Here is a 22,632-nt window from a genome sequence, read left to right on the forward strand (position 1 = left end):
CAAGGATGCAGGCAAAACTTTTAAATATTTTGTTTGTCCAAGCTGAACAACTACATTTTTTTACATGTGAACTACACATTTATACATATAATACGTATTTTATTAAACAGCATTTAGCCACAGATCAGTACAACTATAATTATTACAATGAACAAAATTACAATTTCACTTCTTATTTTGAGCACCTTGCTTGCGACGCCCTGCCTTGCTAGTAATAGGCTTTATGCAGACAACACACTCGAGGCAAGTGATGGATTCACGTGGGATTGGAGTTTTGGTGCTGGCTACTATGTCGATAAACACTATTTACAAGGTGTGGACTATCAAGATGGTTTTGAATTAAACATCAATGTTGCCATCAACTACGACAAATTTTATTTTGATGTGGATAACTCGCAGCTTACAGGTGGCTTGACGATTGGTTATAACCTCGTTGATAAGTATGACTGGAGTCTCGATTTATTCGCGATTAACGCCCATGAAGGTTTTGATGAAACTGGCACTTTTTACGACGACGATTTAGTATCTCAACTTCGCGGCGTGAAAGAACGCGAAGATGATTTTAATGCGGGCCTTCGCCTTACCCGTAAAGAAAAAACTCACCAGTTATCGTTAGAAATTCTCCACGACATCTCAGGTGCACATAAAAGTCTTTGGGCAAGTGGTTTTATTAGTACGATTCAAGATTATCGCAATTGGGAATTTCGTGTTGGCTCAGGCCTAAATATTTATTCATCGGATTTCACTGGTTATTATTTTGGCGTAGATGCCAACGAAGCAATCGCGGGATTTAGACCACAGTACAACCCAAGTGCCGCGTACAGCCTGACCTTTGAAATTCACGCCGAATACCCAATTAACGAAGATTGGGTGTTTCTTGGTGGCTGGTTATCCTCTTGGTATTCAAAGGAAATTAGCAACAGTCCATTAATCTCTAACAGCTTACGACACAAAGCTAAGGTTGGTATACGCTATGTATTTTAACCTTAAATTTGTCCTTATTAAGCTCAAGCTTATTGCGTTATTTTTGTTCGCAAGCATGTCTTTTGCCAATGCCGAAAAGAACGTCAATTTGCCACTATCGCACCCTGAACTGGCCATTTTCCCTGAAAAATGTGTGGCATTGCGTCAAGGAAAACACTGTTACACCAAATTAAAGTTCCAGTGGCATGCGCCGGTCAGAGGTGATTACTGTATTCGCACAGTAAGTGATAAAAAACTGATTCGCTGCTGGTATAGCAGTACCTTTGGTGAATTAGACAGTGAGTTTAACTCGCCAGAAGCTATGCAATACGAATTAGTTGAAATTAGCTCAGGGCAAATAAGCGAGCCCGTAGAAATGAAAGTAAATTGGGTATATACCAATAAGCGAAAGAAACGTCGGTGGAGACTGTTTTAATGGATATAGCAAAAAAAATACTATTAGTTGAAGATGACACATCTCTTGCACAATGGGTAAGTGAGTACTTAATTGAGCAAGGTTTTGACGTTGTTTTGTGTCATCGTGGTGACGAAGCTGTGCAGGCAGTAAAAAAACATAACCCCGATTTAGTATTACTTGATTTAATGCTGCCAGGTAAAGATGGCATGAGTGTATGTCGCGATTTACGTATTTTCTATCATCAACCAATTATTATGATGACCGCTAAAGGTGATGAAATTGATGAAGTACTTGGCTTGGAAGTTGGCGCAAGTGATTATGTCATAAAACCTGTGCGTCCACGTGTATTGCTTGCGCGTATCAATGCAGTAATGCGTGAAAAACAAGGGAGCTCGGATACCAATTCTGATGAGATCAGCATTGGCAGTTTACAAATCGACACTTTGTCACGCGACGTATTTTTAGATGGTACTAAACTCGCCCTTTCAAATGCCGAATATTCCTTATTATTTTACTTGGCATCAAATGCGGATCAAATTCTCGACCGCGATAGCGTGTTTTTAGCGACCAAAGGCAGAGAATACGACGGTTTAGATCGCAGCGTTGATGTGCTTATTTCTGCACTTCGTAAGAAAATTGGCGACGACCCACAAAGCCCAAATAAAATAAAAACCATTTGGGGTAAAGGTTATTTGTTTGTAAGCCAAGCTTGGTAGTTAATGAAAAAGCTTTATATTAGCCTGATCACCGGCGCACTGATTTCATCATTTATTCTTGGTTGGTTGATTGATTCATTAAGTGCGCCTCCGAGTAATCACGATAATTTTAAAGTTGAAAAGCAAATACTTGCAGGCGTGGTTGCTGAAATAAGCCATCACCCTAAAAGCGGACATGAAGCCTTTTTAAAACGCTTCACCCAAGCGAGTCAATTTAGCTTGAGTTACCACAGCAATAGCGAGCTTGCATTGCCCCGCGAACTGCACGGAGAATTACTGGTACCCGGCGGTATTACCCTAGAAGACGAATTAGGCTTTTACTTGATTCAAACAAGTGCAGCATTAGCCGATAGCCATATTCAGTTGCGTGTTGAAAAGCCGCCAATGCCAACTAATCGTACCGATCTCTTTTTAACCGTTGGTTTTTATCTGGGCATTTGCATTTTTATGTGGTGGTGGCTCGCGCCGCTCACCAAACGATTAAGTTTGCTAAATAAGGCCACGGCACAATTTGCCAATGGCAACCTCGATGCGCGTATCAACTTAACCGGGCTAAGCTATATTCGTGAGCTAGAAACCAGCTACAACCGCATGGCCGACCAAATACAACAGCTGATCGAAGAAAACCAACTACTCGCATCCAGTATGTCGCACGATATCCGCACTCCCCTTGCGTGTTTACGATTTGGCTTAGATGCCGCGATAGATACCAAAGATCCAACTAAAATTCGGCATTACCTTGAACGCATGGAAAACGATTTAGACCAAATGGAATCCATGCTCAACAGCTATTTAGAGTACGCAACCCTTGAGCAAAAATCGTATCAAATATCGCCTACTGTCATCACCAGTACTGAGCTATTTGATAACTGTTTTTATCAAGTTGAACCTAAACTCAAAGCGCAATCTATTAAACTTGAAATAAAATCAGATACCCAGCAGCTTTATGTGGATCCGCACTGGTTAGCCCGTGCTATTGTTAATTTGCTAAGTAACGCTACTGACTTTGCAAAAACCACCATTACGATTAGTACGACGCAAACCCACGCTGACACGTTTATTGAAATCGAAGACGATGGTCCGGGCATTGATGAAGCAAACCTAGATAACGTATTAAAGCCCTTTTTCCAGCAAGAAAATCACCGTAACCGCGCGGCCAAAAACTATGGCCTTGGGCTTGCTATCGTAGCAAAAGTTATCGCATGGCATTTCGGCGATATTAAAGTGTCTCGCTCAAAAGAACTCGGCGGTGCAAAATTTACTTTACGCTTGCCACATCGCTGCCATTTAAAGAACAAGACCAGTTCATGGTAGCCCGCTCGCCCTTTAACAAATTACGCAACTATTACATTAAACAATTTAGCGAATTTGATTGTTTACATTTTTTTAATCTTATTGATCTAAATCAAGCGAACTCACTCTATTAATTTATTTCAATTTACAGTAGATTGGGCGGCAAACTAATAACGAGAAAAAGATATGAGTGCTTCACGTGGAGAGTTTTCCTCTCGACTAGGATTTATCATGGCGGCAGCAGGTAGTGCTGTTGGTCTTGGCAATATTTGGGGCTTCCCAACACAAACGGCAACTAATGGTGGCGCAGCGTTTGTATTAATGTATTTAATTTTAGCGTTTTGCCTAGCATATCCTGCATTTATGGCTGAAATTCTAATTGGGCGATACGGCCAAGCGAATGCCGTAACGTCTCTTGAAAAACTTTCTCGTACGCAAACACAAAAACGCTTCGCATTTATTGTCGGCTTTGGCGGCATTGTCTGTGCAGCGCTTATTTTAAGCTTTTACGGTATTTTAGCCGGTTGGATGACATCTTACGCCGTAGAGGCAGGTGCAACCATCGTCGGTGCCACCAGCGTTGCAGAGTGGGCCGTTAGCGATAGCGTGGCACGCAATATTTTCTTCTGTGCAATTTTTATGTTTTTAACCGTAATTATTATTCGTAATGGCGTAGAAGATGGCATAGAGAAATGGTCTAAGCGTTTGATGCCTGCAATGATTGCTCTGCTTATTTTATTGATCATCTATGTATTAACCCTAGATGGTGCAGACAAAGGATTAGAAGCTTACCTTAACCCGGATATTTCGCGAGTACTTGACCCTGACTTACTAATTAGCGCACTTGGCCAAGCATTCTTTTCACTGTCGTTGGGTACTAGTGTAATGGTGATCTATGGTTCATATATTTCGAAAAAAGAAAATATGGTTACCATCGGCGCACAAGTTACATTTATTGACGTATCAATTGCATTTTTAGCAGGCCTTTTAGTCATTCCGGCAATGTATGTTGCATTGGAACAAGGGGTGCAAATTTTTGCTGAGGATGGCTCATTACTCGCAGGCCCAACCCTAGTATTCCAAGTATTACCAAGTTTATTTGATTCTATGGGTCAACTGGGTGTGTTTGTTGGTTTGGCATTCTTTATCCTGATGTCGATTGCCGCACTTACGTCGTCAATATCGATGTTAGAAGGCCCTGTATCTTATCTTGTTGAGCGCCATAATATTGAGCGTAAAACCGCGACTACATGGACTGGTATTGGTATTTTAGCCATCAGCTTTGTGATTATTTTTAACATCGGTACGATGCTCGACTTTGTGGCAACATTGGCGACAGAATATGGTCAGCCAATTATCGCAATGTTCTGCTGTATTTTCGCAGGCTGGATTTGGCAACGAAATTCACTTATTGAAGAAATTAAACAAGGTAATGAAGACGTTGAATCAGGCGTGTTCTGGAAAATCTGGCCATGGTACACAAAATTTGTGTGTCCTCTCGCTATTGCGGCGGTATTTATTCATTCATTTACATAGCCAGCAGCTAAAAACATAAACAGATAAATAAAAAGCCGATGTGTATTCATCGGCTTTTTACTTTTAGGCTTAGCAAATCTTTTTACAAAACCGCTTTCATATGAATGTGCGGAATACCATCTTCGAGGTATTCTTGCCCGTCTACTTGAAAGCCAAGTTCAGTGTAAAACTCAGTTAAATAACACTGCGCTGATATTTCAATCCCGTGCTCAGGCCAATGTGAGATACAAATATCTTTGGCAAGCGACACAATAGCGTGTGCAAGCCCTTTACCCCGCACCTCGTTTTTAACGAGCACTCGACCAATCGCCGCGCTGTTCTCATAGTTAATTTTTGGCGCTAAACAACGCGCATAGGCAACAACGTCATTATCGTCATAACCAATAATATGCTGGGTTTGCGGCTCGCAATCTAACCCATCAAGCTCTTCATACGGGCAGTTTTGTTCAACCACAAAGACATCAACGCGCAACTTTAAAATGGCGTAGAGCTCTGCCGTTGTGAGTTCATTAAATGTTTTACTATAAAATTTTGTCATTATGCACCCAATAAAAAAGGGGCCTAAGCCCCTTAGATAGTTATCTTAGCTTAGCTGAAAATATGTTCTAGCTGATCGCAAATTTGGCTCAGGTTGACCTGATCATGCTCAATGGTCAAATCAGCGTAACCATCTGAGCCAAACATTCGGTCTACTTCAATTAACACATGAGTTTTCAATGCCTCAGGCACAAATGACAACTCAACTTCCTTCGGACCAAACACTTTTAGGCCTGCAGGCTTGTATTCAAGTTCTTGATAACACCCTGATGTGGAATTGAAATTAGACGTACGTAAATAGCCTTTTTCAACATCGCTTTTAACCAATTTATAGCCCAATTTCTCCATTGCTAGCATAAAGGTTTTTACCGCTTCATTTGGGTATACATAAACCGGATCTCGGTCGGTTGCGTCGAGCGCAAAATCAATATTTAGACCAGTTGCAATCCAAACTACGCTTTGATTAATGCCCTGTGATATTTCAGTAATTGGCGTTTCTGAGTGCAAGCGCGCTTCAAATGGAATACGTAACTCTTCACCTGGCTGCAATGTTCTTTGATCGACAATCGACCATTTATCTAACACATGATCTGCAAAATACTCGCCTTCGTCTGACTCTGCTTTAACCTTAGTCATTAAGGCTAACTCTAATCCTGAAATATCTTGCTCTACATCGCCTGCTGTTATGATAACTTCTGCTGAAAATTTTTGCCCTGGCAGTAAATGCTCAGTATGTAGCACGGTATCCACTTTTGCCGCACCAATACCGATAGATGCGAGAACTTTTTTGAACATATAACTCACCTTGTTCTTTATACTTATACTGCATATTAACCATAAAAATATTAATTTGTCAGTTAAAAGTTATACTTGTTAAAAGTTGATTACATTTTAGTTTAGATTGCACCTTTGATTGGCTTGCGCTGAGCGTATTTCGTAGCACAGCACGGTGTTTTTAGATAGACTAAGAAAAGCCTTACTATTTAACTGAGAATTATAAAATACTCTATGGAATTATTGTTTTACGCAACAGCCTTTATTTGCGGCTTCATTATTTTACAGTTTAAATTACCACCGCTGATCGGCTTCTTATGTGCCGGTTTTGTGCTTAATCTTGCGGGGTATCAAAGTACCGAGTTGCTTGAAACAATGGCTAATCTAGGTGTCACCTTACTGCTATTTAGCATTGGCCTAAAATTGAAGATTGGCAATCTAATAAAAGCCCAAGTTTGGGGGCCTGCAACCTTGCATATTGTATTGTGTAGCGTGTTGTTTTGGGCTGCTTTACTGGGGCTCAGCTGGTTAAAGCTGCCTCTATTTTCTGAATTATCGAGTCAATCAGCGGCCATTTTGGCATTTGCACTAAGCTTTTCATCCACCGTTTTCGCGGTAAAAGTACTTGAAGAACGCGGTGAAATGGCCAGCTTACACGGTAAAGTCGCCATAGGTATTTTGGTCATGCAAGACATCTTTGCTGTTGTTTTCTTAGCGATTAGTACAGGTAAGCTGCCAAACTATTGGGCAATCGCATTGGTACTTGCCTTGCCACTTATTAGACCCGCATTTTACTGGATGCTTGCGCGTTCAAAGCACGGTGAAGTGCTCCCGCTATTTGGTTTTTTCTTTGCATTAGTGGTTGGCTATCACGCATTTGAATTTGCGGGCTTAAAAGGTGATTTAGGCGCACTGATTATTGGTATGATCTTAGCGCCACATAAAAAAGCAAGCGAACTATCTAAGGCACTATTAAGCTTTAAAGATCTCTTCTTAGTCGGATTCTTTTTAACAATTGGCCTTAACGCCGAACTCACGCTCAATGCACTCTTAGTTGCCGCAGTTTTAATTATTGTGTTACCCCTTAAAGTGCTACTTTATTACCTATTTACTAACGCTTTCCACTTGCGTGCGCGCACTTCCCTACTCGGTGCATTTTCATTATCAAACTACAGTGAATTTGGCTTGATTGTCTGTGCGCTAGCCGTATCGAGTGGCTGGTTAACGGGCGAATGGCTCGCGGTACTTGCAATTGCGGTATCCATAACCTTTATTATTGCGTCACCGCTTAATAACAAATCAAACGAGCTTTACGTAAAATATGAGAATTTCTTACTGCGCTTTGAATCGAGCAAACGCTTAGCCGAAGAAATGCCGGTTAACTTAAACAAAGCGAAAATCTTGATCTTTGGTATGGGCCGTGTTGGCACTGGTGCCTATGAAACAATTGCGCAAAGCTACCCTGAATCGGTCGCCGGTGTAGATATTAACCCTGACACAGTAGAAAAGCATATCAAGCGCGATCGATTTGCCATTTTAGCCGATGCCACCGATCCCGATTTTTGGAACCGCATTAACCACTCAGACGTAGAAATGGTAATGTTAGCCATGCCAAAACACGCGCAAAACTTGTACGCCCTTGAGCAGCTAAAAGCGTCGGGCTTCTCTGGGCAAGTAACCGCAATCGCCAACTATCGCGACCAACAAAAAGAGCTAGAGGATATGGGTGTTCATTCAACCTTTAACTTTTACTTAGAAGCTGGTAGCGGTTTTGCTGAACACGTAAAAGAAAAGGTGTTTTCTAAAGCGAGCTAGCATAAACCACTCAGTACGATTACGTTCATTTACATTTTTGTAACACTTTTATCGTTATTCAGAGTAATATTTACCTATCTATTACTCTGAATGACGTGACTATGCAGCAACAACCTAAAAAAAACGCATTATCACCCGAAATGCGTGATTTTATCAGCAATGAACTTAAACACCTTGATTCAGACTTAGCCAAGCGCACATTTTACTTTTTACTGCTTGATAAATACGCGGTGCCAAAAACCCATGCCCTGCGCCATAACCCGCAACATCATTTACCTGTAAATCAACTCGATAATTTATTGCGAGAAAAAGGGTTCACTCCCTCAAAACCACTCAAAATTAATTGCCATTAAGGTATACTAGCTGAGACTTTCACAATCTCACTTTATTTATGCTCGCAGATAAACACGCTTTATTGGAAGCAATCAATCAGCCTATGCCGTTTGGCAAATATGCCGGCTGCCCACTGCTAAAATTACCTGAGCCTTACCTTGTTTGGTTTAAACAAAAAGGTTTCCCTGAGGGTAAGCTTGGGCAGCAACTTGCGTTAATTTATGAAGTGAAACGTAATGGCCTCGAAAAAGTGTTAATGCCATTACTTAATTAATATTCAAGGAACACACTGTGACTCAACTTTCTCAGTTATCACCACAGCCACTGTGGCAAATTTTCGAAAAAATATGCAGCATTCCACACCCGAGCAAACACGAGCAAAAAATTTCTGCGTGGATCCAACAATTCGCTACCGAGCTTGGTCTTGATGTTAAAGAAGACAAAGTAGGCAATCTAATTATTAAAAAACCTGCAACAATCGGTATGGAAAATCGCAAAGGTGTGATTTTACAAGCGCATATGGACATGGTGCCGCAAAAAAATAATGATAAAGAGCACGACTTTATCAACGACCCAATTGAAGCTTATGTAGATGGTGATTGGGTAACAGCAAATGGCACAACATTAGGTGCTGATAACGGCATTGGCCTTTCGGCAAGCCTTGCTGTTTTAGCCAGCAAAGATATCAAACATGGTCCGCTTGAAGTATTAGTTACCATAGACGAAGAAGCCGGTATGACAGGTGCTTTCGGCCTTGAAGCAGGTTGGCTAGAAGGCGATATTTTACTAAATACTGACTCAGAAGATGAAGGCGAAGTTTACATGGGCTGCGCAGGCGGTATTGATGTAAACATTGAGCTGCCAATCGAATGGGAAGCGACCGATACAACTAAATCAGCTGTTAACGTATCACTTAACGGTTTAAAAGGCGGTCATTCGGGTGTTGATATTCACTTAGGTCGCGCTAACGCAAATAAACTGTTAGTGCGCACATTAAGTTTATTAGATATCGACTTTGCCATTGCCAACTTACAAGGCGGCTCACTGAGAAACGCAATTCCACGCGAAGCAGAAGTAACGCTAGTAATCGATGGCCAAGATAAAGACACACTAGCTAATGCACTTAAAGATATCAATTCACTGTTTTTAGCAGAATTAAGTAAAGTTGAGCCAAATATTTTACTATCGGTTGCTGATGCGCCATTACCCGAAAAACAACTTGCTAAAGTATCGCAGTCAGCGGTAATCAATAGCATAAATGGTTGTGTTAACGGCGTTATTCGCATGAGTGACACTATCGACGGCATCGTTGAAACATCGACCAATTTAGGTGTTGTTTTAACAAACGAAAACGCCGTTAGCGTAAAATGTCTGGTTCGCTCACTAATCGATTCTGCCCGCACTAATACGCAAAATATGATTGCATCAACATTTGCCCTAGCAGGTGCGAGCGTTACTTTCACAGGTGCGTATCCTGGCTGGGAGCCAAAAGACGATTCTGAAATTAAAGATATTTTACGTGAAACCTATCAAGGTATGTTTGGTACATTACCTAAAATTATGGTGATCCATGCTGGACTTGAATGTGGCTTGTTTAAGGATGCTTACCCACATTGGGATATGGTGTCGTTTGGACCGACGATTCGCTTTCCGCATTCGCCAGATGAAAAAGTGAAAATCGATACAGTTGAGCCGTTTTTCAACCTACTCGTTGAAGTACTAGGTAATATTCCGAATAAAAACTAAATTTCGTCTACGCGTTATAAAAAACCGAGCCTTAGATGCTCGGTTTTTTGTCATTGGTGACCTTGTCTTTATTCGGCACTATTTTATTTATGCCTTTTTTAGCACTTAGCTTTAATGATTTTGCAGACTCTAAAAACGGTTTACTATAAATCGCAAATAACGAATCATGGCCGCAATCATACTGCCCTACACCAATGGAAATCTTGCCAACTTCTGATGCTTTAATGAGGGTACCTGTCATACGGTCCCAAATAGCCAGTGCGGAACCCAAGTTCGTATCAAAGTGTTTGGGGTTATCACTGTGATGGATTTGATGTTGTGCAGGGCTAATAAAAACGCCTTCCAACTTATCGCCCCACGACAACCAAATATGTGAGTGGCGTAAATTTGCGCCAAAAACATTAAACAAAAACACAAACACATTGGCACCTAACACATCAAACATACTAATTGCATCGGCAAATAAATAGTAGCCTATACCCACTGCGGTTCCTTGTACGATTGCCATACGGCACGCGTATAAATAACTCTCCACAGGGTGAGAACGGTAAATGGTAAATGGCGTAAGTACTTTTGCGCTGTGATGTACTTTATGAAATTCCCATAAAAACGGTATTTTATGCAGAGCGTAGTGCAGTAAAAAACGCGTTAAGTCATCAATAATAAAAAGTAGAAAAGTGAAAATAGTGATTACTTGCCACTTGGCCAATGCCAACGGCTCTGTGCGACCGAACAGCCATTCTAAAGCGTCACTTAGCGCAATTGCTATCGGTGCCATTGTTAATACAATAGGGCCGAACATTAAGGCTTTGATCAGTTTATTAACTACCCACAAAGCATAATCTTGCTTGGCACTTTTTGCTAACCAAACTGATTTTGGGAATAAGAATTTAAAAAAGCCTAACGTTGTACGCTGTTTTGTTGCAGCAAAATACACCGGCAGCGCTAACGCCACCGCACTTAACAAATAAAGGTAAAAAATACGTTTATTCGCATCGCTAAAATAACGCGGTAGTTCGCTTAAACTTGTTGAAAATATCTCTAACACAGCAGTTCCTACAAAAAAGGGGCCGATAGCCCCTTATTCGCAATGCCAAAGCTTAAAACTGGTATTTGTAACCAATTACAAACTGTCTTGGCTTATTTGGTCTTGCGCCATACGGGCGGCGACTAATAATGTACGCTTCATCAGTTAGGTTATCAACCTTGCCGTAAATGCGGCCATATTGACCAAGATCATACGATGCGGATACATCTACAATAACGCTCGACTCGGTTTTAAAGCCCGATAACGTAACATTATCACCTGCGGCTTCATCCATTTCGCTTACGTATTTAACGATTAAATTGGTTTCCCAATTATTCGCCGCTAAACCGATTTCAAAGTTCAATTGATGTTCAGGTAAATACTGTACTGAGTCGCCATCCGAAATATCCCCCCACTGTTCAAAATCTGATTCAAAGCTTTCTAAAAACTCAGATTTGGTATAGGTATAAGTGAAGCTATATGGCATATCAAATTGTGTACTAATTGGATAGCTTTGACGTAACTGTGCTTCCAAGCCATACACATTCACTTCGCCACCGTTAAACTCGCGGTCAAGGTCGCCTTGTGTACCACAACTTGACTGTGAGCAGCTTTCTTTTAAGTTGCTGTAGTCATTAAAAAAGCTAACTAGTTCGATGTTAGTTGCGCCGTCGTTAAAACGACCACCAAACTCATAGTTAATGCTTTTCTCAACTTTAACATCAGATGCCTGTTGCGGACTGCTTGGCACAAAACCTTGATGCACACCAAATAACACGCCTGCGTTTTCTGTCACTTGATAAAAACCGCTCACGCCAGGTAGCCAAATTTGAGTTGATTTACGTTGCCAATCGTCTTTGTCCACAAGGTCGGTGTAGTACATATCCATATCTTCGCCACGAACACCCGCAGACACCGTTAAGTTGCCAAGTTTTACCGTGTCTTCAATATAAACTGAAAGCGCCTCAGTATTTTCGATATTGGTTGTAGTAAATACTTTATCACCAGCTGTTTTTTCAGCGTAACCATCAAGCATCTGATAGTTTTCACTAAAGTGTTTACGCTCAATTTCATCTTCATGATAACGCACGCCGAATGCTAACTTATGATCTAAACCACCAAGTGAAAATTCGTAGTCGGCATCAATTTGAATACCCTGTGAATAGTATTCGCGGTCATTGGTACCCATAACTAAGAACATTGATGTTTCACCATCTAGCACTGAGTTTTGCTCACCAGTTATAACAGCATATTCTCGTTCATGTAATTCTGGGTTTGTCATAATTGCCGACAAACTTGCACTTGAACTTGTTAAGCTACCTAATTTTCGCCAAGCACGCTCGTAGTCGTTGCGATAAACACGCGTTGTTGCAGAGAAAACATCGTTTGAGAGATTATGGGTAAACATAATTTGCGTATGCTCAGTGTCCATATTCGCAGGTTGAGAAGCCGCGTAGCGACGATACGGATTTGCATTAAAGTCCGCATCCGTTAACCCTAGGTAAGTTTCATCTGAGTTTTCATCTGCGTAAGAAAGCTTAAGTTCAAAACTTTGGTCGAACGCTTGTCCGTCTAACAAATATTTAGTTTTAACGAGTAAATCATTCTTTTTAAAGCCTGAATCACCACCGTTATCGATTTCCTTAAAACCATCCGCTTGTAAACGAACACCTTCAACTAGTACACCCAAATTTTTGGCTACTTCAGTACCAAAATATCCGTGCGCTTTTTGATAGCCATCGGTGCCCGTTGCTAGATCCAAACCACCGGTCATTTCAAATGGTACTTGGCGCGTAACCATATTAAGCGTACCTGCAACCGTTTGCGGGCCGTGCTTAATTGCCGCAGGGCCTTTAAACACTTCTACTGCGGTCATTCGCGTAGTGACTGGAAAATAGTATGCCGCCGGCGCTGAGTATGGCGCCGGGCCAATTAAGACACCGTCTTCTAAAATAGTTACTTTTTTACTACGCTCAGGTGTAACACCACGAAAGCCAATATTTGGACGCAGGCCATAACCGTCTTCTTCACGAATATTTACGCCCGGTACTTTGGCTAAAATACGGTGAATATCATCGTATTCATATTTTTCGAGTTCTACTTCTGAAACAAGGGTTGCTGAACCAGACTCTGTACGCAGTTTGTCACCGTGACTAATAATGGTGATGTGCTCGATATCGTTTGCTTTGTTATCTTTTGCAACAACGGACGTTGCACAGCTTGCAATTGCTAATGCTAAAAGTGTTTTTTTCATAATAAAGCTCTAATCATTATCGCCGGCTGAAGATTTAGGTAATTCAAGCGCAAGTTTGTTAATAAAATCATGTTTTAACTGATCGGTCACATCTTTTACTTTTGCGTGAGACGTTTCTACTTTGTCTTTTTCATCAATCAGTGCTTGTTGCAGCGAACCATTAATCGCATCTAATGCGGCATTTGATTGCTCAAGGCCAGTTAACATTGTGTCTTTAACGTCAGTGCCCTCTTCTTCTACAAGAAAATCATCAAAACCAGTGGTGTTATCTTGCACTATACCATTGCCAGTAAAGAGTTTTTCAAACGCAGCAAGGTTTGCTTTGATATTAGCAAGCGATTGCGCCGCTATCGGTGACTCAACATCTTGAGGACATGCTTCTAAACCACACGAGTTACTTTCATAACCCAGCGGTAGTGCTAATTTTTGATCTTTTAGTTCTTCAGTAAGATAGAAAAGTGCATCGGAAATTACATTAACCGCCGCATGTACGCTATCAAAACTGCTGCCAACTTCACCGGCATTTTTTAACTTCATTGCGTAGCCATTGTCACCATTCCATTTATCAAGTAACACTTGGCTGTTATCAACTAAATCGCTGGCGACTTCAACAGCGAACTCACAGCGCGCGATACGACGTTCGCTATCACTGCGGTTATTCCAATCAGCAAGCGCATCATTCGCAATCGAACAGCTGTGATTTAGTTGCTCGGTGAACAGTAAATGTTCAAGGCTTACTAGACCACGACGCGTTGCGGTACGCTGTTTAATATCGTAAGGACGCGATGCATTTTTATTAATCACGCCGTCTTCAAAATACACGGTATCTTGATCTACGCCACATAAGCTTTTAGCAGGCCAAGAGTAAATTAGATTGCGCAGTTCGCCTTCATTTTCTAATAGCGGCCCCATTTGCATCAGCTCTGCATGTTGCCAAAGTGCCGTTGTATCGCGCCAGCTAGTTTGCGCCGATGCTAATGCAGCTAAACGTTGCTGTTCAGTTGCATCACCTGCCATCGCTGCTTTTTCAACTGCACAATAGCTTTCAATGTTTTGTTTGTTTGCATTCGCTTGTTGATTAAACGAGGTAAATGTTGGCGTGATCACATTATCGACTAAGTTTGCCACTAACGCTTTTTCATCAAACGTTGTGCCGCCACCATTCCCTGGCTCGCTTGTACCGCCACCAAAATTTGGTCCCTGTGTACTTGAGGTATCTTCCGAACACGCTGCCAACGTCAATACTAATGATGTTGCCAATGCTATCGGTTTAAGTTTTGCGGATATCAACATAAAATTATCCTAAAATCTCGAATTATAAATACAGCAAAAGGTTAGTAACCGAAATTACTAACCTTTTATATCAATTTAAAACGTTTTTTAAATTACCAGTTTTCTGAGTTCGCGTCTTCAAAATCAAACGCATCATCTAAAATATCGCGCGCTGCAATTAATTGTGCTTTGTACTGTGCAAATGCATCTGCATCAGCAAGTACTGGCATGTCGCCGAATAAGTCATGCATTTCCACAAATTTTGCTTCGCCTACCGTATCTTTTTTCGGGTTTAGTTCATGATTTGCAAACGGTGAATATGGGTTGAATTGGAAGTTCAGTGCGAAACCTTTCATTTCACCCCAATGCTTAGCGTAATCCGCAAATTCAGCTGATGTGTATTCGCCGTCTTCAATGTTTTCAATATCAGCAATTACATCGTTAATGTAATGAACAACTGTCGCAGCAATTGCTTTTTCCCACGCATTTACGGCTTGGAAAACATGCTCGCGGAATTTTGCTTGATCGTCAGCTGAGAACTCACTTAGGTCCGAACCATGGTTATCGGTAATCATTTTACGACCAGCAATAAAGTGAAGCATTGCCTGCGTTGTTAAGTCAGTTGTAACTGTTGCGCCAAGGTCACGTTTTGCTGCATTTGAAGAGTTGCCCCACACAAACTCTGACGCTAGGTCGATTACACCATCACCATTAATATCATTTTTACCTTGGAAGTCTTCGCGACCGCCTTTTTTAGCAATCTCGCTGTCAGAGTATTCTAGATAGTTACGCGCCGCACCGAAGTAACCAAAGCCTTCATCAAATTGGTGCTCAAGAGCTGTGTATTTTGCTGACTCTTTCTGCGCTACTTTATTGTCTGTCTCAAGACCTTCACCAAGGTAGTCGTCAGCACCTTGTGAGAACATTAGCGCACCTAAGGTATGCTTTTGAACCAGTTGAACTAAATCCAAGCCTTCTGGTGTGATATATGCTTTTGAAATAGCAACACCATTTGCATCTACTAGCGCTTCACCCGCGTTCACTTTTTCAATTTGAGCAATGAATAAATCAAAGTAATGCTCAACTAAACCTTCAGGCGTTGCTGCGCGTGTACCAAAATCATTCCAGCCTTTAAACGTGCCAGCTACTAACCAATCCTGATACATTTTGCTTGCATCATTACCTGCAATTTTGCCACTTAATTCTTTGCCTGAGCTTGAAATTTCAGCAAATGACTTTTGCTTATAAGCTGATAAATCTGAGCCTAGGTGAGAAATAGAAGAATCTGCAACAGCCGCGTAGTCGCCCCAAAGTGCATCTAACTTAGCTCTTACATCAGCAGCCATAATGCCATTAGTCTCAATGTACTCAACTGTCATTAAACCCATGTAATATTTAATTTCTGCCGAGAGTGCATGACGCGCAGTTTGACCTGTGTAAGAAACTGAAGAACCCTCACCTAGTTTTGAATTAAATTCATAGGTATTTACGCCGGCGACCGCATCAACATCAGCTACGTTAAGCGTTAAGTCTTTTGTAAAAGTTAAACCGCCTGCATCAGTTACAGTTACAGTTACAGTAATTTCTGTTTCTTGTTCAAAGTTAACCGCTAAATGATTTTTAACTTTAAGTTCGCCATCAACAATTTCAAAACGTTCGTCTGATACAGTGAAGGTTAGACCTGATGTTGCATCATCTGTTGCAGTTAGTGCACCAATAGCCGCGCCAAGTGTATCTTCAGCAATTGAAGATGCTGAGATTTGGATATCAGTTGGAGCTTGGTTTACAGGAGTTACAGGATCTTTTTTGCTATCGCTACCACCACAGCCAGTTAAGCCAAGAGATACAGCAAGCACAGCTGATGCTAACGCAGATTTACGAAAATTAATCATTATGTGACCTATAAAGTATAATTTTTATTAATGAAGATTTATAAACTAACGCTATTATAAACTTCAAAACCAATGAGAATCAATCTCATTTAGTTTATTTTAATGTTTTGTTTACAAAAATTCAGCATAGCAGGTTTATGCTGCATTAGTTTAGCAGAGATCAAATTAAGGTTTTTTAGGTAACGCAATTACAAAACATGCGCCTTTTAACGGGCCACTTTCAAGATAGCATTCACCTTCGTGCCAGTTTATGATTTTTTGCACGATTGCTAACCCTAAGCCAAATCCTTTGATTTTTTTATTGCGGCTTTTATCTAAACGGGTAAATGGTTTAAATACGTTTTCCCACTCGGATTGTTCAATGCCAGGACCATCATCAGCCACTTTAATAAAAATAGTATTTGAGGTTTGCGTCAAGGTAACGATTACTTGCTGCTCTGCGTATTTCAGCGCATTACCAATAAAGTTCTGAATTGCGCGGCCAATGAAGTGTGGGTCGGCGTTTAATTGAATGGCTGTGTTTGCTTCAATTTTGATAGCAGTTGAGTGGTTAAAGCCAAGCTTTTGCACAAAGTGTTGTGTTTGCGCGACTACATCGTACAACTCAATATTAAGTTGCGGTTTTTCTCGTTCTAATTTTGCAAACTCCAGCATTTCACTCACTAGCGACTCTAGCTCTTGAATGTCGGACTGCATACCGTCAAAGTACGGCTTACTTTTATCATCGCCTTGTGTTTGTTCCAGCATCGCAATCGCAAATTTAAGCCGTGCTAATGGCGTTCTAAACTCGTGAGATACAGACGAGGTAAGTTCGCGCTGACTGTCCAATAAGTGTTTTATACGCGCTTTCATCGCCATTAATGTTTGTTTTATTGGCAATAAAGCAGATTTGTCGTCACCGCTGATTTGTAAATCTTCCGGCGCGCTTATATTGTGACATGCTTTTTCCAACTGATTAAAATCACGCCATAGCCAATAACTCCAGGCCGCAACGGGTAAACCAATAACCAACAACATAATGAAAAATGGCCATACCGAGTCGTAACTATTAACATCAAAACGATACGGACCAATTTTCAGTAATTCTTTATCATTTACCCGCAAATACCAGATTACTTGCTGCGGACCGTCAAATACTGGTACTGCTAGCCCTTGCTTTAAATCGGCGCTTTGTTCTGGCAAAAATGCAACAAGATCAGACGAAATCACTTCGTTTTGATAAATATCTTTGAGTTTAGTAATGCCATTAGCGGTTTTTGCTAGTTGGGAGAGAGATTCTGTGACTTGCGGCGCAAGCGGTAGCGCATCTATGCCATTGGGTTCAGGCCATAGTTTCTCGAGCGCACCGCTAAGAATAAAAATAGAGATGATAATATAGGCGTATAAGCTAACAAATAACTTGCCCATCTAAATTCCTTGCAGCTTGTGATTATCCCCAAGCATCTGATACGAACAAGTAGCCTTGTCCCCATACGGTTTTAATGCGATAGGGTTTATCACTATTATCGCCAAGTTTTTTACGTAGTCGAGACACACGTACATCTACGGTTCTGTCTAAGCCATCGTACTCACGGCCAATCATTTTCTCGTGCACAAAGTCACGGCTAAGTACTTCGCCTGCGCTGTTTGACAGTAACCACAGTAATTCAAATTCGTGCGAGGTTAAGCTCACTTCTTCACCAAGCAACTTAACAATACGGCTGTTTTTATCAATAGTAAGCGTACCAAAACGCAGTTCTTCACTACTTTTTTCTACTGCTCCACGACGCAGTAGCGCAGAGATACGTGCTAATAAAACTCTTGGTTCAGCTGGTTTAATGACATAGTCGTCGGCGCCCAGCTCAAGACCAATCACTTGATCAAAATCTTCGCCTTTTGCGGTCAACATTAAAATGGGCAACTGGTAGCGATCGCGTACTTCACGACACACGCTAAAACCGTCTTTACCTGGCAGCATGACATCCAAAATCATTAAATCAGGCATATTAGCTTCAAGTGCCGCCATCACTTCAGAACCATCACTTAACACATCAACCGTCATACCGTTGTGTTCTAAATAATCTTTGGTCAGTTGTTGTAAGGCAATATCGTCTTCCACTAATAAAATATGCGCCATCTTTGTCTCCTAGAAAAAGCTCCAAGGGGTGCGTAATCGCCTACGCTGCGACTTGGTATTGCTGCTTTGAACTTTGATTTTCGCACTGGCGATTTGTTTGCCAGTTTTCCGATTGACCAAGGAGTATACAGTGCCAAACTGAACGTCAGCTTTATAACTAAAACGCCCTTCAGTGGCATTTTGCCAACATTTTAAGGGGGTTTGATCGCGTAAAATGCAAACATCCTCTGCTTTTTTTATCTGCCATTCAAAGTTAACATCAACCTGACACACATCATCACTGTTTTGCACCATGCACACCGCAGGAGCTAACTGAAAATGCGCTTTTTGCTCTGCAGCAACGCCCGCACTGTTAAATACGCACAATATAAAAAACAGACAGCATCTAAAAAACATGGGTCATCCCAGTAAATACTGTCACGCTTTGATTACTCGAAAATAAAGGACTATCACTAAGCGAACCATAATAGTGGTATTTTACTTTTGCTAACAAACCAAAATGTTGATTAATTTGCCTATGCCAACTTAGTTCTACGTGAGGCAACCAAGCAGCATTTTGCTGAAACGTAATGCCAACCTGATCGTCGGCTTGAATACCATAATAATAATCTGCGAGTTTGTGAGATAAATAATCAAGCCCCAAACGCACACTCAATAATCCAGATTGTGTTTGCCAGCCTTTACTTAAGCTTAATGCAACGCGCTGACCTTTGTGTACATTAGAAATATCGTGCAATACACTGGCTGAAAAGCGCCAAGTATCGGCAATATACTGATAATTCACACCACCATCTAATGCCCACTTAGGGCTATTTATTTCTGAAATAGAGATCCGTTCCGAATTTGCAGGTTCCGTGAATGCGTTTCGAGCAATAAATACATTGGCGGGGTGCCATGTCACAAAAAAGCGATTTTCTGGATTGAACTCGGAGATAAGATTAAATACATGCCGGTTATGTTCAGATAAGGTAAAACCAAGTTGACCGTTATCAAAGTAAGCACGTTCACCATAGTATGCAATATCGGGGATCACAATTAACGGTAAATTATCACCATCATTGAGTGGATTTGTAATTGTGCCAAAACCTAATGCTACACCAAGTCTTAATTGACTTAGCTCAATTGCATTTTCGCTTTGCTGAGCACAACTTCCCCAACTAAAAAACAATATAATTATGCAAACTATATGCTTCAATATTTAAAATTCTCCGAGAAATTACGCGCACTTTACCAATCCGAACAAATCCTGCAACAAAAATTACAATTACTTACAAGCTTCGCCGAAAAATATACAAATATTCACCCATTTTCATTAGAGATAAAAGCGTTTTGTTTAAAAATAAATCACTAGTCTTTAGTTAGTGTTACTTAAGCAGCTGCCAAATTGCATTCATAATAGGTTGCTGTAAGTGCGCCTTTTTAGTGACCAAGCCAACATCAAATGCAGGTACCGGATCCGGCATCGACAAAATCTGAACTTTATCTTTTATTGGACTATTATCGACAACAACTTTTGGAATAAGTGCCACACCAAAACCTAAACTCACCATAGAAACGGCCGCCTCATTACCTGCTACTTTGGAGTAAATTAACGGATTAATACCATTTTTCTGCCACCAGTCTGCCAAGCGCTTACGACTTAACCCTTGGTCCGGCACGATAAAAGGTAATTTTTGCCAAGGTATATCTACTCGCTCACTAATTGCATCATTGATTACGGTGCCTAAAGGTCCATCATCATTTGGCGCTATAAATACTAAGGGAGACGAGCCAAGTGAGAAAAACGCAAGGCTGTCGTGCAGCTTATCGGGCCTTGCCGCAATAGCCATATCCTCAAAGCCTTTCATTACCCGCTCAATGGCTAGTGCTGGGTCACCTGTATTTAATTTTACTTCAATGTGTGGATGCGCCAGTCTTACTTTTTTGAGCAAGTCATACAAAAAGCTATACGTTGCGGTAACAGAGCTGAATAACTTCACTTCACCCGATAGCGCCTCCCCTGCTTCATTGAGCGATGCGCGAAACATTTGCCATTCGCCAATCGTGGCTCTGGCATAACGGACAAATGCTTCACCTTGCTTAGTTAACGACACACTGCGCTTATTGCGATTAAAAAGAATAGCTCCAACTTCGTCTTCTAGTTGTTTTATATTGCGGCTAAGCGTTGGCGCGCTGACATTCGCCAGTTCACTCGCTTTTGCAAAGTGCAATTGCTCTGCCAGCACCAAAAATAATTGCAGACGTTTGATATCCATTGAAAAACTTATATTTCATTTTTTGTAATACAATAGTTCAAATATATCATTTTACGCAATTAAAAATTTCTTTTATGGTTAAATCAATGCTGCAAAAGGCAGCGATTTTTTTATTTAGGAATGAGACATGGCAACGAATTATTTTAACAGTTTACCGTTACGCGAGCAGCTTGCGCAGCTTGCTCAATGTGAGTTTATGCACCCATCTGAATTTGTCGATGGTGTGGATGCGTTAGTCGGTAAAAAATTGGTTGTAGTTGGCTGTGGCGCACAAGGACTTAACCAAGGCTTAAACTTACGCGATTCCGGTCTTGATGTATCTTACGCATTGCGCGAATCAGCGATTGCTGAAAAACGCCAATCTTACCTTAACGCCACCGATAATGGTTTTGTTGTAGGCACATACGAAGAACTTATCCCAGATGCTGACTTAGTACTTAACTTAACGCCTGACAAACAACATACCAGCGTAGTAGAAGCAGTAATGCCACTAATGAAGCATGGTGCAACACTTGCGTACTCGCATGGCTTCAATATTGTTGAAGAAGGTATGCAAGTACGTGATGACATTACCGTAATTATGGTTGCACCTAAGTGTCCAGGTACTGAAGTACGCGAAGAATATAAGCGTGGCTTTGGTGTACCAACGCTTATCGCAGTGCACCCTGAAAATGATCCAGAAGGTAAAGGTTTAGCGCAAGCTAAAGCTTATGCTGCAGGTACCGGTGGTCATCGTGCAGGTGTGTTACTTTCGTCATTTGTTGCGGAAGTAAAATCAGATCTTATGGGCGAACAAACTATTTTATGTGGCATGCTGCAAACAGGTTCACTACTGTGTTTCGATAAAATGGTTGAGCAAGGTATTGATGCGGCATACGCTTCAAAGTTACTGCAATATGGCTGGGAAGTGATCACTGAAGCACTCAAGTACGGTGGTGTAACTAACATGTTAGATCGCCTATCAAACCCTGCAAAAATCAAAGCGTTTGACTTATCTGAAGAGCTAAAAGTAATTATGCGTCCGCTTTATAACAAGCATATGGACGACATTATGAGTGGTGAATTTTCATCAGGTATGATGGCTGACTGGGCTGAAGATGACGCTAAATTACTAGGCTGGCGCAAAGAAACCGGCGAAACGGCCTTTGAAAAGCAAGCAAATACCAGTGATGAAATCACTGAGCAAGAGTTCTTTGATAAAGGCATTCTAATGGTTGCTATGGTGAAAGCAGGTGTTGAACTTGCGTTTGAAACCATGACAGCTGCAGGCATTAAAGATGAATCAGCATACTATGAGTCACTGCATGAAACACCGTTAATTGCCAATACAATTGCGCGTAAGAAACTCTATGAAATGAATGCAACCATTTCAGACACGGCAGAGTACGGTTGTTACTTATATAACCATGCCTGCTTACCATTATTAAAAGACTTTATGACCACAGTTAACACAGACGTAATCGGTAAAGGACTATCTCCAACCGATAATCGCGTAGAGAATGCACGTCTGATTGAAGTAAACAAAGCGCTTCGCTCACACCCAGTAGAGGTGATTGGTGAAACACTGCGTGGTTATATGTCAGCAATGAAACCAATTATTTAAGGTAAACCCTGAGTAAACTGCCCGCTTAAGCGGGCTTTTTTTTGCCTTATTTCTGAGTTAATGTAGCGCAAACAAATAAAGG

At 41.1% G+C, this 22,632-nt stretch carries 21 protein-coding genes; 10 read left to right on the top strand and 11 right to left on the bottom strand.

The window, feature by feature from the left end:
• Positions 1-147: 147 nt before the first annotated feature.
• From ACHSBP_RS06630 to ACHSBP_RS06650, 5 genes are all read left to right on the top strand, one after another.
• Entirely contained in the window at positions 148-984 is an 837-nt protein-coding gene (locus ACHSBP_RS06630) for a MipA/OmpV family protein (protein WP_010560487.1), read from the top strand.
• Positions 974-1,399, top strand: a complete 426-nt coding sequence (locus ACHSBP_RS06635; protein WP_010560488.1) for a DUF3019 domain-containing protein — start codon at positions 974-976, stop codon at positions 1,397-1,399. The genes ACHSBP_RS06630 and ACHSBP_RS06635 overlap by 11 nt, the downstream gene beginning before the upstream one ends.
• Positions 1,399-2,097, top strand: coding sequence for a response regulator (locus tag ACHSBP_RS06640; protein WP_010560489.1), 699 nt, complete (start codon positions 1,399-1,401; stop codon positions 2,095-2,097). The genes ACHSBP_RS06635 and ACHSBP_RS06640 overlap by 1 nt, the downstream gene beginning before the upstream one ends.
• A gap of 3 nt (positions 2,098-2,100) precedes the next feature.
• The gene (locus ACHSBP_RS06645; RefSeq protein WP_395388405.1) at positions 2,101-3,411 is read left to right on the top strand and encodes an ATP-binding protein; all 1,311 of its coding nucleotides are present in this window, start codon (positions 2,101-2,103) and stop codon (positions 3,409-3,411) included.
• A gap of 165 nt (positions 3,412-3,576) precedes the next feature.
• Positions 3,577-4,926: a sodium-dependent transporter gene (locus ACHSBP_RS06650; protein ID WP_100913082.1), complete on the top strand. Its 1,350-nt coding sequence runs from the start codon at positions 3,577-3,579 to the stop codon at positions 4,924-4,926.
• A gap of 82 nt (positions 4,927-5,008) precedes the next feature.
• Here ACHSBP_RS06650 and ACHSBP_RS06655 read toward each other — a convergent pair whose 3' ends face one another.
• Positions 5,009-5,464 carry a GNAT family N-acetyltransferase gene (locus ACHSBP_RS06655; protein ID WP_395388406.1) on the bottom strand — a complete coding sequence of 152 codons (456 nt, stop codon included), beginning with the start codon at positions 5,462-5,464 and terminating at the stop codon, positions 5,009-5,011.
• A gap of 50 nt (positions 5,465-5,514) precedes the next feature.
• Complete coding sequence (locus ACHSBP_RS06660) at positions 5,515-6,258, bottom strand: sporulation protein (RefSeq protein WP_395388407.1); 744 nt, start codon at positions 6,256-6,258, stop codon at positions 5,515-5,517.
• A 213-nt stretch (positions 6,259-6,471) separates the two neighbouring features.
• Here ACHSBP_RS06660 and ACHSBP_RS06665 point away from each other — a divergent pair, with 213 nt between their 5' ends.
• From ACHSBP_RS06665 to ACHSBP_RS06680, 4 genes are all read left to right on the top strand, one after another.
• A complete protein-coding gene (locus ACHSBP_RS06665) occupies positions 6,472-8,052 on the top strand; it encodes a cation:proton antiporter family protein (protein ID WP_105170636.1) in 1,581 nt (526 codons plus the stop codon).
• Positions 8,053-8,153: 101 nt separating this feature from the next.
• Positions 8,154-8,405 carry a hypothetical protein gene (locus ACHSBP_RS06670; protein WP_395388408.1) on the top strand — a complete coding sequence of 84 codons (252 nt, stop codon included), beginning with the start codon at positions 8,154-8,156 and terminating at the stop codon, positions 8,403-8,405.
• Between the two features lie 38 nt (positions 8,406-8,443).
• Positions 8,444-8,659, top strand: a complete 216-nt coding sequence (locus ACHSBP_RS06675) for a DUF3820 family protein (RefSeq protein ID WP_010560496.1) — start codon at positions 8,444-8,446, stop codon at positions 8,657-8,659.
• Positions 8,660-8,676: 17 nt separating this feature from the next.
• Complete coding sequence (locus tag ACHSBP_RS06680; RefSeq protein WP_395388409.1) at positions 8,677-10,131, top strand: aminoacyl-histidine dipeptidase; 1,455 nt, start codon at positions 8,677-8,679, stop codon at positions 10,129-10,131.
• A gap of 31 nt (positions 10,132-10,162) precedes the next feature.
• On the opposite strand, the gene ACHSBP_RS06685 is transcribed toward ACHSBP_RS06680, so the two are convergent.
• From ACHSBP_RS06685 to ilvY, 9 genes are all read right to left on the bottom strand, one after another.
• Positions 10,163-11,179, bottom strand: a complete 1,017-nt coding sequence (locus ACHSBP_RS06685; protein WP_010560498.1) for a sterol desaturase family protein — start codon at positions 11,177-11,179, stop codon at positions 10,163-10,165.
• Between the two features lie 52 nt (positions 11,180-11,231).
• Entirely contained in the window at positions 11,232-13,412 is a 2,181-nt protein-coding gene (locus ACHSBP_RS06690) for a TonB-dependent receptor domain-containing protein (RefSeq protein ID WP_010560499.1), read from the bottom strand.
• A gap of 9 nt (positions 13,413-13,421) precedes the next feature.
• Entirely contained in the window at positions 13,422-14,705 is a 1,284-nt protein-coding gene (locus tag ACHSBP_RS06695) for an imelysin family protein (RefSeq protein WP_010560500.1), read from the bottom strand.
• Between the two features lie 92 nt (positions 14,706-14,797).
• On the bottom strand, positions 14,798-16,576 hold the full coding sequence (locus tag ACHSBP_RS06700; RefSeq protein ID WP_010560501.1) for a DUF4856 domain-containing protein: 1,779 nt from the start codon (positions 16,574-16,576) through the stop codon (positions 14,798-14,800).
• A 165-nt stretch (positions 16,577-16,741) separates the two neighbouring features.
• Positions 16,742-17,983 carry an ATP-binding protein gene (locus ACHSBP_RS06705; protein WP_010560502.1) on the bottom strand — a complete coding sequence of 414 codons (1,242 nt, stop codon included), beginning with the start codon at positions 17,981-17,983 and terminating at the stop codon, positions 16,742-16,744.
• Between the two features lie 22 nt (positions 17,984-18,005).
• Positions 18,006-18,692 (bottom strand): response regulator, encoded by a 687-nt coding sequence (locus ACHSBP_RS06710; protein WP_010560503.1) that lies wholly within the window; start codon positions 18,690-18,692, stop codon positions 18,006-18,008.
• Between the two features lie 9 nt (positions 18,693-18,701).
• Positions 18,702-19,088, bottom strand: coding sequence for a DUF3019 domain-containing protein (locus tag ACHSBP_RS06715; protein ID WP_010560504.1), 387 nt, complete (start codon positions 19,086-19,088; stop codon positions 18,702-18,704).
• Positions 19,078-19,860 carry a MipA/OmpV family protein gene (locus ACHSBP_RS06720; protein WP_010560505.1) on the bottom strand — a complete coding sequence of 261 codons (783 nt, stop codon included), beginning with the start codon at positions 19,858-19,860 and terminating at the stop codon, positions 19,078-19,080. Before ACHSBP_RS06720 ends, ACHSBP_RS06715 begins: the two co-directional genes overlap by 11 nt.
• Positions 19,861-20,056: 196 nt before the next feature.
• Complete coding sequence (gene ilvY / locus ACHSBP_RS06725) at positions 20,057-20,947, bottom strand: HTH-type transcriptional activator IlvY (protein WP_010560506.1); 891 nt, start codon at positions 20,945-20,947, stop codon at positions 20,057-20,059.
• A 127-nt stretch (positions 20,948-21,074) separates the two neighbouring features.
• On the opposite strand from ilvY, the gene ilvC reads away from it, so the two are divergent.
• Positions 21,075-22,550, top strand: a complete 1,476-nt coding sequence (ilvC, locus tag ACHSBP_RS06730) for a ketol-acid reductoisomerase (RefSeq protein WP_395388410.1) — start codon at positions 21,075-21,077, stop codon at positions 22,548-22,550.
• Positions 22,551-22,632: the final 82 nt, after the last annotated feature.

The organism is Pseudoalteromonas sp. XMcav1-K, assembly GCF_044005875.1.
Classification (GTDB): domain Bacteria; phylum Pseudomonadota; class Gammaproteobacteria; order Enterobacterales; family Alteromonadaceae; genus Pseudoalteromonas; species Pseudoalteromonas spongiae.